This is a genomic window from Actinophytocola sp. (genome assembly GCF_036378875.1).
Classification (GTDB): Bacteria; Actinomycetota; Actinomycetes; order Mycobacteriales; family Pseudonocardiaceae; genus Actinophytocola.
The window spans coordinates 87,723-103,370 of sequence record NZ_DASUVO010000054.1; the positions used below are offsets into that span (position 1 = coordinate 87,723).

Consider the following 15,648-nt stretch of genomic DNA (forward strand, 5'->3'; position numbering starts at 1 on the left):
CCTACCAGGTGACAGGCAGCTCGATCATGCCCTGGATGGCGATACCCGGCTTGAAGGGAACGTCCTCGGGCGCGGCCGCGAGACGCAGGTCGGGCAGCCGCTCGAAAAGGCTGTGCAGAGCGATGCGCAGTATGACGCGAGCCAGGTTCTGCCCGAGGCACTGGTGGATGCCGAACCCGAACGCGATGTGGTTCTGGGTGGCGCGGTGCCAGTCAAGGGAGTCCGGCCGTTCGCGGACGTCCTCGTCGCGGTTGATCACGGACGTCAGGAAGATGATGCCGTCGTCCTTGCGGATGGTGATGTCCGCGATCTCGATGTCCGCCGTGGCCACCCGCGTGAAGCCGTCGGTGATGGACAGGTACCGCAACAGTTCCTCGACGACGGCCGGCCACAGCGACGGGTCCGCCCGAACCTCGGCGAGCCGCTCGGGGTGGCGCAGCAGCGTGAAGATGCCGAGCGAGAGCATGCTGGCCGTGGTCTCGTGGCCCGCGGCCAGGATCACCATCGCCAGGTCGACCAGGTCGCCGCGGTCCACCTTGCCATCGGGGGCCGCGACGAGGTCGCCGAACAGCCCCTCGCCGAGCCTGTGCTGGTTCTCCCCGACCAGGTCGAGCATGTACGCCCGGAGTTCTCCCCATGACTCGGCCGGGTTCTGGCCGGACAGCATCCTGGTCGTTCGTTCCTCGAAGAAGTCGTGGTCGTCGTACGGCACGCCCAGCAGGTGGCACATCACCATGGAGGGCAGCGGCTGCGCGAACGCGCCGACCAGCTCCGCGGGAGCGCCCTTCTCGACCACCGCGTCGAGCACCCGCTCGGCGATCTCCTGGATGTGCGGGCGAAGGGAGTTGATCCGGCGGTGCGTGAAACTGGGGATCAGCATCCCGCGCTGGACCTTGTGCACCGGGTCGTCGACTCCCACCAGCGGCGGGGTCAGGCGGTTGCGGATGCTGGCGGCCGCGGCGCTCGTCACGGGGAACGCCGGGTTCCTGCGATCGGTGGAGAGCCGGGAGTCGACCAGCAACCGGCGAGCCTCGGCATGGCCGGTGATCGCCCAGACCTCGCGCCCGTCCCACAGCTTGAGGCGGGAGATCGGGCCGTCCTCGGTCACCGCCCGGTAGCCCTCCGGCGGCTGATGAGGACAGGTCCGATCCTGAGGAAAGGTTCTCGGTTCCACGGTTGAAAACGGTAGGGAACGGAAGGCCGGGTGGGCATCCCTCGCTCTGATAGCGCCGACAACGTCTACCAGCCTGAAGGATGCCCGAGCGATCATGCTTGTCCTAGCGTGCGGAAGGTGACTGTTGACGCCTACCTGAGGCAACCCCACCTCGCCGGTGACACGATCACCTTCGTCGCCGAGGACTGCGTGTGGCTGGCCTCGTTGGACGACGCGCTCGGGGGCACCGCGACGGCGCGGCGCGTCGTCGGCGACGGCGTTCAGGACGGCGCACGTCCCTCGTTGCCCCGGCTGAACCCGTCGGCGACCCGGATCGCGTGGACGTCGGTGGTGGGCGGCAACACGGTTCTGCTGCGTGGCGGGGCGCGCGAGGTCTGGTACACCGATCTCGACGGCGGCCAACCCGAGCAGCTGACGTACTGGGCCGACCGGAACACCGGGACCTGCGGTTGGCTTTCCGACACGGAGGTGCTGGTCCGGTCCGGCTACGGCCACGCGGCCGACCGGCGCGCCTGGATGTTCGCCGTTCCCGTCGCGGGGCCGCCGCGTGAGCTGCCGTGCGCGCCCGCCGCGGACCTCGCGGTGCGCGGCGACGGTGCCCAACTTCTTGGCACCATGACCGTTTTCGAGCCCGCCTACTGGAAGCGCTATCGAGGTGGTTGCGCCGGCAGGGTGTGGTACTCGCCGGACGGTGACACCTTCGAGCCGGTGCTGCGGTCGCTCGACGGGAACGTGACCAACCCGGTGTGGGCCGGCTCTCGGATTGCGTTCCTCTCCGACCACGAGGGAGTCGGCGCCCTGTACTCCGCGGCGGTCGACGGTTCGGACCTGCGCCGGCACGGCGACCTGGGCCCGTTCTACGCGCGCAACGCAACATCTGATGGCACCCGCGTGGTCTACGAACAGGCCGGCCGACTTCTCCTGCTTGCCCCGGGTGACGATCAGCCGGTGCAACTGCGTATCCGGCTGGCCGATCCCGGCCGGGGCCGGCTGCCGCGCACCTGGTTCGGCGCGCGGGCGACGGGCGGCTTCGTGCTCGACCCGACGGGGAGGCAACTCGTCGCCGAGGTGCGCGGCACGCTGCACCTGCTGCCGGCGGCGGGTGGCGAACCCCGTGTGGTGTTCGACGTTCCGGGGGCGCGGGCGCGGCTCCCCGTCGCCACCGCCGACGCCACGACCGTCGTCTGCGTCAGCGACCGGGGCGGCGAAGAAGGGATCGACGTCCTGGCCCAGGACGGTTCCCCAGCAAGGCGGCTGGCTCACGGAAAGCTGGGCCGGGCCAGAGAGCTGGTCGTCGCACCCGACGCACGTACCGCCGCGATCGCCACCGATTCGCGGCTGCTGACCGTGGACCTGGCCACCGGCGCGCTGACCGAACTGGTCGCGACCGACCACGGTCCCTGCACGGGCCTCACCTTCTCGCGCGGCTCCGACCTCCTCGCCTGGGCGCAGCCGTGGATGTCCCGTGGCCGCAGCCAGATCCGGCTCGCCCGGCTGGCGGACGGCAATGTCGTGGATGTCACCCGCGGTCAGTTCGACGACCGTTCACCGGTCTTCACCCTGGACGGGAGATACCTCGCCTTCCTGTCCGGGAGCACGCTCGACCCGACGGGCCCGGCACTCAACGGGCAGCTGCAGCAAATGGGTTTCGCTCCGGGTGTGCGGCCACATCTGGTACCGCTCGACGGGCGGTCGGCCTCGCCGTTCGACGCGAGCTACGGCGGCTGGCTGGAGGAGGACCTGTCGCCGGTCGACGAGACCGGCGGCGAGACGCGGCCGGTGGACCTCGACGGCCTGCCCGGTCGTGTGGTGCCCTTTCCGGTCGAGGCGGGAGCCTACGAGTCCCTGGTCGCGATCGAGGGCGGCGTGGCCTGGTTGGACCGGCCCTCCGGTGGGCTGCTCGGCGAGGCCGCCAGGCATGCGCCCGGACCCGCCCCGATGCCGAGGCTGGTGGGCTACCTGCTCACCGACGCGAGCCGCCCGACGCTGCTGGCGAAGGCGCTCGGCGCCTACACGGTCGCCTCGAACGGCGGCCACCTGGCCTATCGGGCCGGCGGCGCCGTGCACATCAGGCCCACCGGCGACGCCGGGACCGAACACGTCGTGGACCTGGACGCGATCCAGGTGGAGGCGGACCCGTCGACCGAGTGGCGGCAGATGTTCGACGAGTCCTGGCGGCTGATGCGGGACCGGTACTGGCGCGCGGACATCGACGGCGTCGACTGGCCGGCGATCGGCGCGCGGTACCGGCAGCTGCTGGACCGGGTCGGCTGCGCCCACGACCTGTTCGACGTCATCATGGAGATGCACGGCGAGCTGAGCGTGTCGCACGTCGGCGTGTTCTTCCTTGGCGGCCAAGGAAAGCCCGCGCCGCCGCCGGGCTACCTCGGCGCGGATCTCGTTGCCACGGCGGAGGGCGGTTGGCGGATCGACCGGCTGCTGAGCGGTGACATCTCCTCGAGCATGCACCGCACACCGCTGGCCGGACCCGGCATGACGGCACGTCCCGGGGACGTCGTCAGCGCCGTGGACGGTGTGCCCGTCGACCCGGACCGCGGACCGATGCCGCAGCTCGCGGGAAAGGCCGGTCAACAGGTCAAGCTGACACTGCGCCGGGACGGTGCCGAGTTCGGCCTCGTCGTCGTGCCGACGCCACACGAGCCACGGCTGCGTCACCACGACCTGACAGTGCGCCGCCGCGCCAGGGTGGCCGCGCGAACCGACGGGCGCGTCGGATACCTGCGGATCATCGACATGGTGGCCACCGGATGGGCGGACCTCAACCGCGATCTGAGCGTGGAGCTCGAGCGGACCGGGCTGATCCTGGACCTGCGGGGCAACCACGGCGGTGATCTCCATCCCCTCCTTGACCTGCTCACCCGGCGGGTCACGGGTTGGCACCAGCCGCGGTTCGCCGAGCCGTACACCTGGCCGTACGACACGGTGCGCGGTCCGGTGGCGGTGCTCATCGACGAGTTCTCCACCTGTGGCCCGGAAAACCTCGTCGTGTCGCTGCGGGTGCGGGGTGCCGCGACGCTCGTGGGCCGCCGGACGCACGGCTCGATGACCGGCTCGATCCCACCCGACCAGGCGCTGCTGGACGGTTCGCGGGTCTCCCAGCCGACGGTGTCGAAATGGTGGGACGGGCCCGGCTGGCTGGACAACCACGGCGTGACGCCCGACATCGAGGTGGACATCGCGCCTCAGGACTGGGTCGCGGGACGCGATCCGCAGCTCGACACGGCGATCGACGTCGTCCTCGACGGACTGCGACGCGAAGGCTTTCCCACACCGCCGGATCCCGCCCCGCCGACCGGCGGTGGTGGTGTTCCGCGATGAGTCCTCGGCCGGTGAACCTCTCTATTGTCGCGTCATGACGTCACCCACCGAAACCTCTCCGCCACCCTCGGTGCTGTCCCTGCTGCGTCCCCGGTTGGGTCCCTACCGCCGGTTGGTCATCGCGATCGTGGTGCTCCAGGCCGGGCAGGCGCTGGCGATGCTGTATCTGCCGACGCTCAACGCCGACGTGGTCGACTTCGGTGTGCTCACCGGCAACACCGGCTACGTCCTCGGACATGGTGGGATCATGCTGGCGGCCACGCTGGCACAGGTCGGGTGCACTGCCGTCGCGGTGTATCTGGGTGCGCGGGTCGCGATGGGACTGGGTGCGGACCTGCGGGCCGCGCTGTTCGACCGGGTGTCGGGCTTCTCCGGCCGGGAGATGGGCCGGTTCGGCGCCTCGTCGTTGCTGACCCGCAGCACCAACGACGTCCAGCAGGTGCAGTTGCTGGTGTTCACCGTGCTGACCCTGCTGCTGACCTCGCCGTTCCTGGCGACCGGCGGGATCGTGCTGGCCATGCGGCAGGACGTGACGTCCTCGCTGGCGCTGCTGGTGGCGGTGCCGGTCATGGTGGTGACGATCTGGGTGCTCGTCAGGCAGATGGTGCCGGCGTCACAGCTGCTGCAACGGTTTGTGGACGTGGTCAACCGGGTGATGCGCGAGCAGATCACCGGTATCCGCGTGATCCGGGCGTTCGTCCGCGACACGCACGAGCGGCGCCGGTTCGCCGAGGCGAACACCGACCTGATGGCGGTGGGCATCCGACTGGGCCGGGTGCAGGCGTACTTCGGCGCCGCGTCGCTGGTGGTCTCCAACCTGGCGTCGATCGCGGTGCTGGCGATCGGTGGGCCCAGGATCGTGGCAGGCGAGCTCCGGCTGGGCGCGCTGATCGCGTTCCTGACCTATCTGACCCTGATCCTGGGCGCGGTCACGGCGGCGACCGGTGTGTTCATGCTGACGCCACGGGCCAGGGTCAGCGCCGGCCGAATCGCCGAGGTGCTGGACACGGAGCCGGGTGTGGGTGAGCCTGCCGCGCCCACCCGCGTCGAGAACTGGCGGGGGAACCTGGAGGTCGCCGACGTCACGTTCGGCTATCCGGGTGCCGAGTACCCCGCCCTGCGCCGAGTGAGCCTGTCCGCCCGCCCCGGCCGGACCACCGCGATCATCGGCTCGACCGGCAGCGGCAAGACGACCCTGGTCAATCTCATCGCCCGGCTGCTGGACGTCGACGACGGCGCGGTGCGCATCGACGGCGCCGACGTGCGGGACCTGGTGCGGCGCGACGTGACCGAACAGGTCGGGCTGGTGCCCCAGCGCGCCTACCTGTTCGCCGGAACCGTCGCCGACAACCTGCGCTACGGCGACCCGTCCGCCGTCGACGAGCGGTTGTGGCACGCGCTGGAGGTCGCCCAGGCCGCCGAGTTCGTCCGCGCCATGCCCGACGGGCTGGACACGGTGATCGGGCAGGGCGGCGGCACGGTGTCCGGCGGTCAGCGGCAGCGGCTGGCGATCGCCAGGGTCCTGCTGGCGCGGCCGCGGATCTACCTTTTCGACGACGCCTTCTCCGCGCTGGACAACGCCACCGAGGTGGCGTTGCGCGCCGCGCTGGCCACCGAGATCGCCGGCGCCACCCAGGTGATCGTCGCTCAGCGGGTGTCCACCATTCGCACCGCGGAGACGATCGTGGTGCTCGAGGCCGGCGTGGTCGAGGCCGTCGGCACCCATGAGGAGCTGCTGGCCACCAGTCCCACCTACGCGCAGATCGTCGACTCGCAGGTGCCGGCCTGATGAGCGCACCACAGGCTCCCGCGCCCTCGGTCAGTTTCCGTGACACCGCACTGCGACTGCTCGGCATGATGCGCCAGGACTGGGCGCGGATCGCCGTCATGGTCGTCCTGGGCATCGTCGGCACCGGCGCCTTGGTGACGATTCCGCAGCTGCTCGGGCGTGCCACCGACGTCATCGTGAACGGTATCCGCCAGGGCGGCGTCGATTTCGGTGCGGTCAGCCGGTTCCTGGTGCTGGCCGGCGTGCTGACCGCGGTGTTCGCGGTGTCCACGGTCGTCCGGGGGCGGCTGACCACCACCGTGGTGCAACGGATGGCGTTCCGGCTGCGTGAACGCACCGACCTGGTGCTGTCCCGGCTGTCACTGTCCTATTTCGACACTCGACCCCGCGGTGATCTGCTGTCCCGCACCACCAACGACATCGACAACGTCGCGCAGTCCGTGCAGCAGACGGCCAACCAGATCCTGGCCTCGGTGTTCATGTTCATCGGCTCGCTGGTGATGATGCTGCGCATCTCGCTGCTGCTGACCGCGGTCGCGGTGGTCATCATCCCGGTGACCGTGTGGACCGCCAAGGTGATCGGCCGCCGCGCCAAACCCCAGTTCGCCCGCCAGTGGAAGGCCACCGGAGCGCTCAGCGGTCACCTGGAGGACGTCTACACCGGGCACGACCTGGTCACCTCGTTCGGGCGCTGGGGCCAGGCACGGCAGACCTTCACCGCGCACAACGACGAGCTGCGCACGACCGCCGCCGCCGCCCAGTTCCGCTCCGGGCTGATGGCGCCGGCACTGACCTTCCTCGGCAACCTCGGCTACGTGCTGGTCGCGGTGGTCGGCGGGTTGCGTGTCGCGGCCGGCGCACTGTCCATCGGCGACATCCAGGCGTTCCTCCAGTACGTCCTGCGGTTCAACCAGCCGATCACGCTGTTCGCGACGATGGCCGGTCAGATACAGTCCGCGATCGCCTCGGCCGAACGGGTCTTCGAACTGCACGACGCCGACCCGCAGCGGCCCGACCCGGCCCAACCGCGACGCCAGGACACCGTCACCGGCAAGGTCGTCTTCACCGACGTGTCCTTCCGCTACAAGCCCGACCAACCCGTGATCGACCACCTGTCCCTCACTGTCCAACCGGGACAGACCGTGGCGATCGTCGGACCCACCGGCGCCGGCAAGACCACCCTGGTCAACCTGCTGCTGCGGTTCTACGACGCGGACACCGGCACGATCACCCTCGACGGTGTGGACATCGCCGACATGGCCCGCGACGACCTGCGTCGCCGGATCGGCATGGTGCTCCAGGACACCTGGCTGTGCGAAGGCACCATCGCCGACAACATCGCCTACGGCCGACCGGACGCCACCCGCGAGCAGATCGTCGCCGCCGCGACCGCCGTGCACGCCGACCGTCTGATCCGCACCCTGCCCGACGGCTACGACACCGTCCTCGACGGCGAGGGCGGCGGCCTCTCGGCAGGGGAACGCCAGCTGGTCACCATCGCCAGGGCGTTCCTCGTCGAACCCGCCATCCTGGTGCTCGACGAGGCGACCAGCGCGGTGGACACCCGCACCGAGATGCTCGTCCAGCAGGGCCTGGCCGCCCTGCGCCATGGGCGAACCAGTTTCGTCATCGCCCACCGCCTGTCCACCATCCGCGACGCCGACCTGATCCTGGTCATGGAGGCCGGCCGCATCGTCGAACAGGGCACCCACACCGAGCTGCTCGAGGCCGGCGGCGTCTACGCCCGCCTCCACGCCGCCCAGTTCGTCGCGAGCCCGATGGCGTGAGACGAAACCGGATCCGGGTGCCCGGGCAAGGAGTAACCATCGATGAACGACATCGCGCGTACCCCGTCCGGCATCCCGGTCCGGGCCGTCTACGGACCGGCGGACCGGGCGTCCGATCCGCCGGAGCCGGGCACTTTTCCTTTCACGCGCGGTAACTTCGCCGGCGGCTACCGGAAGAAGCCGTGGACGATCCGGCAGTACTCCGGTTTCGGCACGGCCGAGGAGTCGAACCGGCGGTACCGCTACCTGCTGGACCAGGGCGGCACGGGCCTGTCGGTCGCGCTCGACCTGCCCACCCAGTGCGGCTACGACTCCGACGATCCGGAGGTGAGCGAGGAGGTCGGCCGGGTCGGGGTCGCGGTGGACACGCTCGCCGACGCGGAGATCCTGTTCGCTGGCATCCCACTGGATGCGATCAGCACCAGCTTCACGATCAACGGCACGGCCGCGATCCTGCTGGCGTTCTACGTCGCCGCCGCCGAGCGTGCGGGCGTGCCCCGGGAGAAGCTGACCGGCACCATCCAGAACGACATTCTCAAGGAGTACGCCTCCCGTGGCACCTGGATCTGGCCGCCGGAGCCGTCGCTGCGGCTGATCGCCGACACCATCGAGTTCTGCGCGGCCGAGGTGCCGAGGTTCAACGCGATCTCCGTGGCGGGCGCGCATTTCCGGGACGCCGGGGCGAACGCGGTGCAGGAGATGGCTTTCACACTCGCGGACGGGGTCACCTACTGCGACACCGTGGTGGAGCGCGGCAGGCTGACGATCGACGAGTTCGCTCCGCAGGTCTCGTTCTTCTTCTACACCCACGGCGACTTCTTCGAGGAGATCGCCAAGTACCGGGCGGGCCGGCGGCGCTGGGCGACGATCGTCCGCGAGCGGTACGGCGCGAAGACCGACAAGGCGGCGATGTTCCGCTTCGGCTGCGTCGCCGGCGGGGCCTCGCTGTACGCGCCGCAGGCGAGGAACAACGTCGTCCGCGTGGCCTACGAGGCGATGGCGTCCGTGCTCGGCGGCGTGCAGTCGATGTTCACCGCCGCCTGGGACGAGCCGTTCGCCCTGCCCAGCGAGGAGTCGGCGACGCTCGCCCTGCGGACACAGCAGATCCTCGCGCACGAGACCGGGGTGGCTCGTGTCGTCGACCCGCTCGGCGGCTCCTACTTCGTCGAGGCGCTCACCGACGCGACCGAGGAACGCATCGTCGAGATCATGGCCGACCTCGACGCGCACGGCGGGATGGTCCACGCCATCGAGGACGGCTACCTCCAGGGACTGATCGCCGACGAGGCGTACCGGCTGCACCAGGCCGTCGAGGCGGGTACGCGCCCGGTGGTCGGGGTCAACCGGTTCGCCTCGGCCGAGGAACCGCCCGAGATCACGACCTACGAGCTCGACGCCGAGGGCCGGGAACTACAGCTGAAGCGGCTGGCGCGCGTGAAGGCGGAACGCGACGCCACGGCCGTGCGCACCAGTCTCGACGCGCTGTCGCGAACCGCGGAGGGCACTGGAAACCTGATGGCACCACTGATCGACTGCGCTAACGCCTACTGCACCCTCGGTGAGATGGTGGCCGCGCTCAAGCAGGTCTGGGGCGAGTTCCGACAGCCGGTGGTGTACTGATGCCGACCCGTGTCCTGATCGCCAAGCCCGGTCTCGACGGCCACGACCGCGGCGCGAAGATCGTCGCCCGCGCGCTGCGCGACGCCGGTTTCGAGGTGATCTTCACCGGGATCCGCCAGCGGGTCGAGGACATCGTGGCGGCGGCGCTGCAGGAGGACGTCGCCGTGGTCGGCCTGAGCATCCTTTCCGGCGCGCACCTGTCGTTGACCACCCGCACCGTCGACGGGCTGCGTGCCGCCGAAGCCGGGGACATCGCCGTGGTCGTCGGTGGCACGATCCCGCCGGGGGACGTGCGTCTGCTCGAGGAAGCGGGCGCGGCGGCGGTCTTCCCGACCGGCACGGCGCTGGACGTGCTCGTGACGGAGATCGGCAAGCTGACCGGAGAGCCGAGGTGAACGCCGGTCCGCTCGCGGGCATCCGCGTGCTCGAGGTGGGGCACATCCTCGCGGGCCCCTACGCCACGATGCTGCTGGCCGACCTTGGCGCCGAGGTCATCAAGGTCGAGCCGCCGACCGGGGATCTCTCGCGGCAGGTCAGCGACGCCTATTTCGCCAGTATCAACCGGAACAAGCGCAGCGTCTGCCTGGACCTGCGGACCGAGGACGGTCGGCGGCGCCTGGGCGGTCTGGTGGCCGAGTCGCACGCGTTGCTGGTCAACCTGAAGCCGTCCGTGATCCACCGCTTCGGCCTCACCTACGACTCGCTGCGGCGGTGGAACGAGCGGATCGTGTGTGTCGCGATCACCGGCTACGGACTGGACGCTGGCGACGAGCCCGCCTTCGACTACGTCGTCCAGGCCGCCACCGGGGTCGCCGCGCTCACCGGCGATCCCGACGGACCGCCGACCCTGCCCGGGTACTCGGCGGCCGACAACTCCGCAGGGCTGGCTGCCGCGCTCGGCCTGCTGGCACAGATCGTCTCCGGTCGGGGCGGCCAGGTCGAGGTGTCGTTGCGGGACGTGATGCTGTCCCAGCTCAACTACCGGGCCTCGGCCTACCTCAACGAGGGCACCGAACCGCGCCGGTTGCCGTTCGGCGCGCACTCGTTCTACGTGCCCGCCCAGCTCTTCCCGACCGCCGAGGGACATCTGGCGCTGTTCGTCACGCACGACGGTTTCTGGAAGTCCTTCGCCACCGAGGCGGGCATCGACGGTTTCGAGACGATGACCGAACGCGTCGCGCGGCGGGACGAGGTACTCGCCGTGGTGACCAAGGCCCTCGCCGCCGACACCGCCGAATCCTGGGAGTCCCGGCTGCGCCCACTGGGCGTCGCGGCCGCGGCGGTGCGAACACTGCCCGAGGCACTGGCCGCGGCGCCCGGGACCATCGTGACCGCCGGGGACTTCCGGCTGATCGGCAGCCCGGTCCGGATCACCGGCTACGAGCCCGGCCACCGTCCGCCGCCAAGGCTGGGGGAACACCAGGCCCGCCTGGAGTAATTGCGTCGACACCCGTTACGAACTGGGGAAAACTCCCCGCGATGCCGCAACGAACTGACACGCCTCCCACGTGGGACGAGCGTGCGCAACTGGCCACCTTCCTCGACTACGCGCGCGACACCGCACGAGCCAAGTGCGAGGGCGTGTCCGCCGAAGACGCCCGCAAGGCCCCGCTCCCGACTTCACCGCTGATGACGTTGTGCGGGCTGATCAGCCATCTGCGGTGGGTCGAGTTCTACTGGTTCCAAGTGATGTTCCTGGGCGAGGAGCAAGTGGGGCCGCTCGCCGGGGCAACCGACGACGACCCCGACCCGGAGATGCGGACTGCCGTCGACATCCCGTTGCCCCAGCTGCTCGCCGAGTACGAGGAGCAGAGTGCCCGCTACCGTCGCCTGGTGTTCGACCACGACCTGGACTCAACAGCCAAGCGTCCCATCAGGGACGGCCGCCACGTCGACCTGCGCTGGGTGGTCCTCCACCTCATCGAGGAGACGTCCCGCCACAACGGCCACCTCGACGTCGTACGTGAGCTCGTCGACGGGCAGACCGGCACCTGAGACCTGATCCGCACCGGCTACAGCGGGATGTTGCCGTGTTTGCGGGGGAGCGGGAGATCTCGCTTGCCGCGTAGGCTCTTCAGCCCGGTGGCCACGTACTCCCTGGTGCGTGAGGGCGGGATGACGGCGTCGACGTAGCCGTGTTCGGCGGCCAGATACGGCGTGAGGAGGGTCTCCTCGTACTCCCTGGCCAGCTTGGCGCGAAGCGCTTCCACGTCATCACCCTGGCGGGCCGCGTCGGCGATCGCCCTGCGGTACAGCACGTCGGTCGCGTTGGTGGCGCCCATGACCGCGATCTGTGCGGTGGGCCACGCGAAGTTGAGGTCGGCACCGAGGTGCTTGGACCCCATGACGTCGTAGGCGCCGCCGTACGCCTTGCGGATCACGACGGTGACCAGTGGGACCGACGCCTCGGCGTAGGCGTAGATGAGTTTGGCGCCGCGCCGGATGATGCCGTTCCACTCCTGCTCGGTGCCGGGCAGGAAGCCCGGCACGTCGACGAAGGTCAGCACCGGGACGTTGAACGCGTCGCAGGTGCGCACGAACCTGGCGGCCTTCTCCGACGCGTTGATGTCGAGGCACCCGGCCAGCCGCAACGGCTGGTTGGCCACGACACCGACGCTCTGTCCCTCGATCCGGGCGAAGCCGACGATGACGTTCGGCGCGTACAGCTCCTGCACCTCGTCCAGATCGCCGTCGTCGACCACCGCGTGCAGCACGTCTCGCATGTCGTACGGCTGGGTCGCCAGGTCCGGGATCAGCGTGTCGAGGTCGGCGGCGCCCGAGGGCACGACACCGGGCGCGTACGTGGGCGGTTCGGCCAGGTTGTTGGGCGGCAGGTACGACAGCAGCTGCTGCACGTAGCCGATCGCGTCCTCCTCGCTGGCGGCGAGATAGTGGGCGTTGCCCGACCGTGCGTTGTTGGTCTGGCCGCCGCTCAGCTCCTCCATGCCCACCTGTTCCCCGGTGGCGCCGCGGATGACGTCCGGACCGGTGAGGAACATGTGCGAGTTGCCGTCGACCATGACGACGAAGTCGGTCAGCGCGGGGGAGTAGCAGGCGCCGCCGGCACACGAACCGAGGATGAGCGAGATCTGCGGCACGATCCCCGACGAACGCACGTTGCGGCGGAAGATCTCGCCGTAGATCGCCTGGGCGACAACGCCTTCCTGCAGCCGGCCACCGGCGCCGTCGTTGATGCCCACGATGGGCCGGCCGGTCCGCACCGCCAGGTCCATGACCTTGACGATCTTGCTGCCGTGCGTCTCGCCGAGCGAACCGCCGAACACGCTGGCGTCCTGGCTGTAGACGCAGACCGACCGCCCGTCCACGTCGCCGTAGCCGGTCACGACGCCGTCGCCCAGTGGCCGGTTGCGGTCAAGTCCGAAGTTCGCCGACCGGTGCCGGACGAGCGCGTCGAGCTCCACGAACGAGCCGGGGTCGAGCAGCAGCTCGATGCGTTCCCGCGCGGTCAGCCGGCCGCGGGGATGCTGGCGCTCGGCCGCCCGGGCGGAGCCGTGCGCGACGGCCTCCTCGGTACGACGATGCAGCTCCTTGAGCCGGTCGGCAGTAGTGGCGGGCGCGGGAAAACTATGGACAGGTCTGGATTCGACGTCGGTCATGTGGGAATCCGCATCGAGCTGAGCTCCTGCCGGAGAATCTCGAGCACGTGGTCGCGCTGGTCGACGAGGAAGAAGTGACCTCCAGGCAGGACCTGGAGGTCGGTGGGTCCGGTGGTGTGCTCCGCCCACGCGCGGGCTTCGTCCAGGGACACCCGGGGGTCGTTGTCGCCGGTGAGCACCGTGATCGGGCAGTCGAGTCCGCGGTCGGGATCGTGGCGATACGTCTCGACGGCCCGGTAGTCGCCGCGGACCGCCGGCAGGATCATCTCCAGCACCTCGGGGTCGGCCAGCATCGCCGCGTCGACGCCGCCGAGCGTCCGCAGCTCGGACACGAGCTCGGCGTCGGACGCCTGGTGCACCCGCTCGGCACGGTCGCGGGACGGGGCCCGACGACCAGACGCGAAGAGCCGCGTGGGTGCCGGCATCCCGGCGTCGGTCATCCGCAACGCCACCTCGTAGCCGATGACCGCGCCCATGCTGTGCCCGAACAGTGCCAGGGGACGGTCGTCCAGGTGGCGCAGCGCGTCGAGGATCTGGTCCGCCAGGTCTGCGATGTCGTCGACCACCGGCTCGTCGCGTCGGTCCTGGCGGCCCGGGTACTGGACCGCCAGGACCTCGGCTGCGGGGGCGAGCGACTTGGCCACCGGGAAGAAGAAGCTCGCCGACCCGCCGGCGTGCGGCAGGCACACGAGGCGGGCGGGCGCGTGCGGTGCCGGGTGAAACCGGCGTACCCACTTCTCCACGTGCTCCGCGGCTGACGGTCCCGACGTCACGACGCCGGGACGAGCCGCACCGGGAGGTCCTTGGTCCGGGTGAACCCGGGTCGCAGGATCCACGGGACCTCTTCGCGCGGCACCGCGAGGGACAGGTTCGGGAACCGGGTGAACAGGCCGGAAAGCGCCACCTCCGCCTCCAGGTAGGCGACGTGCTGACCCAGGCAGCGGTGGATGCCCTTGCCGAACCCGAGGTGGCTCTCGCTGCCAACGGCCAGCCGGTCGACGATCAGCTTCTCCGGCTCGGGGAACTTGCGCGGGTCGCTGTTCGCGCCCATGATCATCGGCAGGACGGGCATCCCCCTCGGGATCATCACGCCGCCCAGCTCGATGTCCTCCGTGGCGAACCGCGGTTGCCCGAACTGGATCGGGCCGAGGCGCTGCAGCTCACGCACGGCCTGCGGCCACAGCGACGGGTCCGCGTGCAGCCGCGCGAGCTGGTCCGGGTGCTCGAGCAGGGCGAGCACCGAGTTCCCGATCAGGTACGTCGTCGTCTGGTGCCCTGCCGTCACCAGGCTGAACAGAACCCCGACCAGCTCGTCGTCGGTGACGATGTCCGGGTTCTTCGTCTGTGCCTGGACGAGCGCGGTGACCAGGTCGTCCTTCGGCTCGGCGCGTCGGCGTTCGATCATCGCCCGCGCGGCGGCGAGGGTCTTGCGCACCTCGGTCGGGAGCCGCTCGCCGTCCAGCGTCGCCATCGCGTCGCTCCAGGAACGCCATTGCGGGCGGTCCTCCTCGTCGACGCCGACCAACTCGCAGATGACGGTCACCGGCAGCGGGTAGCAGAACGTGTCGACGAGGTCGATCGGCGAACCGTCCTTGGTGGCCTCGGCCAGCTCGTCGAGCAGCTTCGCGGTGATCTCCTCGACCCTGGGCCGGAACTTGCTCACCCGGTGGTTGGTGAGCGCGTAGGAGACCAGCTTGCGCAGCCGGGAGTGGTCGTCGCCGTCGGAGGCGTTGATGAGGTTCTTCAGCCAGGGGATCAGGTCCTCCGGCACGTCCAGGTGCTTGAACACGCCGATCCGGATGTCCTCGTCGAGATCGTCCGTCAGCGGGTTGGTGAGGAACCTCGGGTCGGTGAGGACCTGCTTCACGTGTTCGTAGCGGGCGGCCATGAACATGGGCGGCCCGCCCATGAAGCCGCCGATCTGCAACGTCGGTGCCTCGCGCACCCGCCCGTGCGCCCCCCACGGGTCAGCGACCACTTCTGGTGCGAACAGGTCCACCGGTTCGGCCGAGGTATCGGCGGCGGTGGTGGTCATGGGCCTCTCCCTATTCGAGTCGAAAAGCGTGCGATCCACTGACCAGGGGCCCCGGGCGCGCCGCGGCCCCGTTTCCCAACGTTAGGAAAGGGATGGCCGGCTGCCATCCCTCAACCTGATAGGACTGGGGCACACGGCCCGCTGACCACGCCGAACGTCACGGAAATCCGATATTCAGATTCGCATTCGCATCATCGCGGACGTACAACGCATATCCACGCATTGTCAACCCGCCGTCGGTGTTGAAAGAAATGAAAACCGACATTCCGTCGAAGCTGGCATGAACC

Annotated in this window: 11 protein-coding genes; 7 read left to right on the forward strand and 4 right to left on the reverse strand. The window is 69.9% G+C overall.

What is annotated here, in order from left to right; translation table 11 throughout:
• Position 1: 1 nt before the first annotated feature.
• On the reverse strand, positions 2–1,174 hold the full coding sequence (locus VF106_RS16170) for a cytochrome P450 (protein ID WP_330840535.1): 1,173 nt from the start codon (positions 1,172–1,174) through the stop codon (positions 2–4).
• A gap of 117 nt (positions 1,175–1,291) precedes the next feature.
• On the opposite strand from VF106_RS16170, the gene VF106_RS16175 reads away from it, so the two are divergent.
• From VF106_RS16175 to VF106_RS16205, 7 genes are read left to right on the forward strand one after another with little or no spacing between them, the layout of a single operon-like run.
• On the forward strand, positions 1,292–4,513 hold the full coding sequence (locus VF106_RS16175; protein ID WP_330840536.1) for a S41 family peptidase: 3,222 nt from the start codon (positions 1,292–1,294) through the stop codon (positions 4,511–4,513).
• A 34-nt stretch (positions 4,514–4,547) separates the two neighbouring features.
• Complete coding sequence (locus tag VF106_RS16180; protein ID WP_330840537.1) at positions 4,548–6,302, forward strand: ABC transporter ATP-binding protein; 1,755 nt, start codon at positions 4,548–4,550, stop codon at positions 6,300–6,302.
• The gene (locus VF106_RS16185) at positions 6,302–8,089 is read left to right on the forward strand and encodes an ABC transporter ATP-binding protein (RefSeq protein WP_330840538.1); all 1,788 of its coding nucleotides are present in this window, start codon (positions 6,302–6,304) and stop codon (positions 8,087–8,089) included. Before VF106_RS16180 ends, VF106_RS16185 begins: the two co-directional genes overlap by 1 nt.
• A 42-nt stretch (positions 8,090–8,131) precedes the next feature.
• Complete coding sequence (locus tag VF106_RS16190; RefSeq protein WP_330840539.1) at positions 8,132–9,709, forward strand: methylmalonyl-CoA mutase family protein; 1,578 nt, start codon at positions 8,132–8,134, stop codon at positions 9,707–9,709.
• Positions 9,709–10,104: a cobalamin B12-binding domain-containing protein gene (locus tag VF106_RS16195; protein ID WP_330840540.1), complete on the forward strand. Its 396-nt coding sequence runs from the start codon at positions 9,709–9,711 to the stop codon at positions 10,102–10,104. Before VF106_RS16190 ends, VF106_RS16195 begins: the two co-directional genes overlap by 1 nt.
• A complete protein-coding gene (locus VF106_RS16200; RefSeq protein WP_330840541.1) occupies positions 10,101–11,147 on the forward strand; it encodes a CaiB/BaiF CoA transferase family protein in 1,047 nt (348 codons plus the stop codon). The genes VF106_RS16195 and VF106_RS16200 overlap by 4 nt, the downstream gene beginning before the upstream one ends.
• Before the next feature lie 41 nt (positions 11,148–11,188).
• Positions 11,189–11,704 carry a DinB family protein gene (locus VF106_RS16205; RefSeq protein WP_330840542.1) on the forward strand — a complete coding sequence of 172 codons (516 nt, stop codon included), beginning with the start codon at positions 11,189–11,191 and terminating at the stop codon, positions 11,702–11,704.
• A gap of 17 nt (positions 11,705–11,721) precedes the next feature.
• Here VF106_RS16205 and VF106_RS16210 read toward each other — a convergent pair whose 3' ends face one another.
• Genes VF106_RS16210 through VF106_RS16220 form a run of 3 tightly spaced genes read right to left on the reverse strand, consistent with a single transcriptional unit; the run spans position 11,722 to position 15,361 of the window.
• Entirely contained in the window at positions 11,722–13,326 is a 1,605-nt protein-coding gene (locus VF106_RS16210) for an acyl-CoA carboxylase subunit beta (protein WP_330840543.1), read from the reverse strand.
• Positions 13,323–14,069 (reverse strand): thioesterase II family protein, encoded by a 747-nt coding sequence (locus VF106_RS16215; protein ID WP_330840544.1) that lies wholly within the window; start codon positions 14,067–14,069, stop codon positions 13,323–13,325. Before VF106_RS16215 ends, VF106_RS16210 begins: the two co-directional genes overlap by 4 nt.
• Before the next feature lie 26 nt (positions 14,070–14,095).
• On the reverse strand, positions 14,096–15,361 hold the full coding sequence (locus tag VF106_RS16220; protein ID WP_330840545.1) for a cytochrome P450 family protein: 1,266 nt from the start codon (positions 15,359–15,361) through the stop codon (positions 14,096–14,098).
• Positions 15,362–15,648 lie beyond the last annotated feature (287 nt).

Excerpts from the sequence above, each read along its gene's own strand:
- VF106_RS16195 (WP_330840540.1), top strand. The coding sequence starts at position 9,709 with ATGCCGACCCGTGTCCTGATCGCCAAGCCCGGTCTCGACGGCCACGAC.
- VF106_RS16220 (WP_330840545.1), bottom strand. The coding sequence starts at position 15,361 with ATGACCACCACCGCCGCCGATACCTCGGCCGAACCGGTGGACCTGTTC.
- VF106_RS16190 (WP_330840539.1), top strand. The coding sequence starts at position 8,132 with ATGAACGACATCGCGCGTACCCCGTCCGGCATCCCGGTCCGGGCCGTC.
- VF106_RS16210 (WP_330840543.1), bottom strand. The coding sequence starts at position 13,326 with ATGACCGACGTCGAATCCAGACCTGTCCATAGTTTTCCCGCGCCCGCC.
- VF106_RS16185 (WP_330840538.1), top strand. The coding sequence starts at position 6,302 with ATGAGCGCACCACAGGCTCCCGCGCCCTCGGTCAGTTTCCGTGACACC.
- VF106_RS16205 (WP_330840542.1), top strand. The coding sequence starts at position 11,189 with ATGCCGCAACGAACTGACACGCCTCCCACGTGGGACGAGCGTGCGCAA.
- VF106_RS16180 (WP_330840537.1), top strand. The coding sequence starts at position 4,548 with ATGACGTCACCCACCGAAACCTCTCCGCCACCCTCGGTGCTGTCCCTG.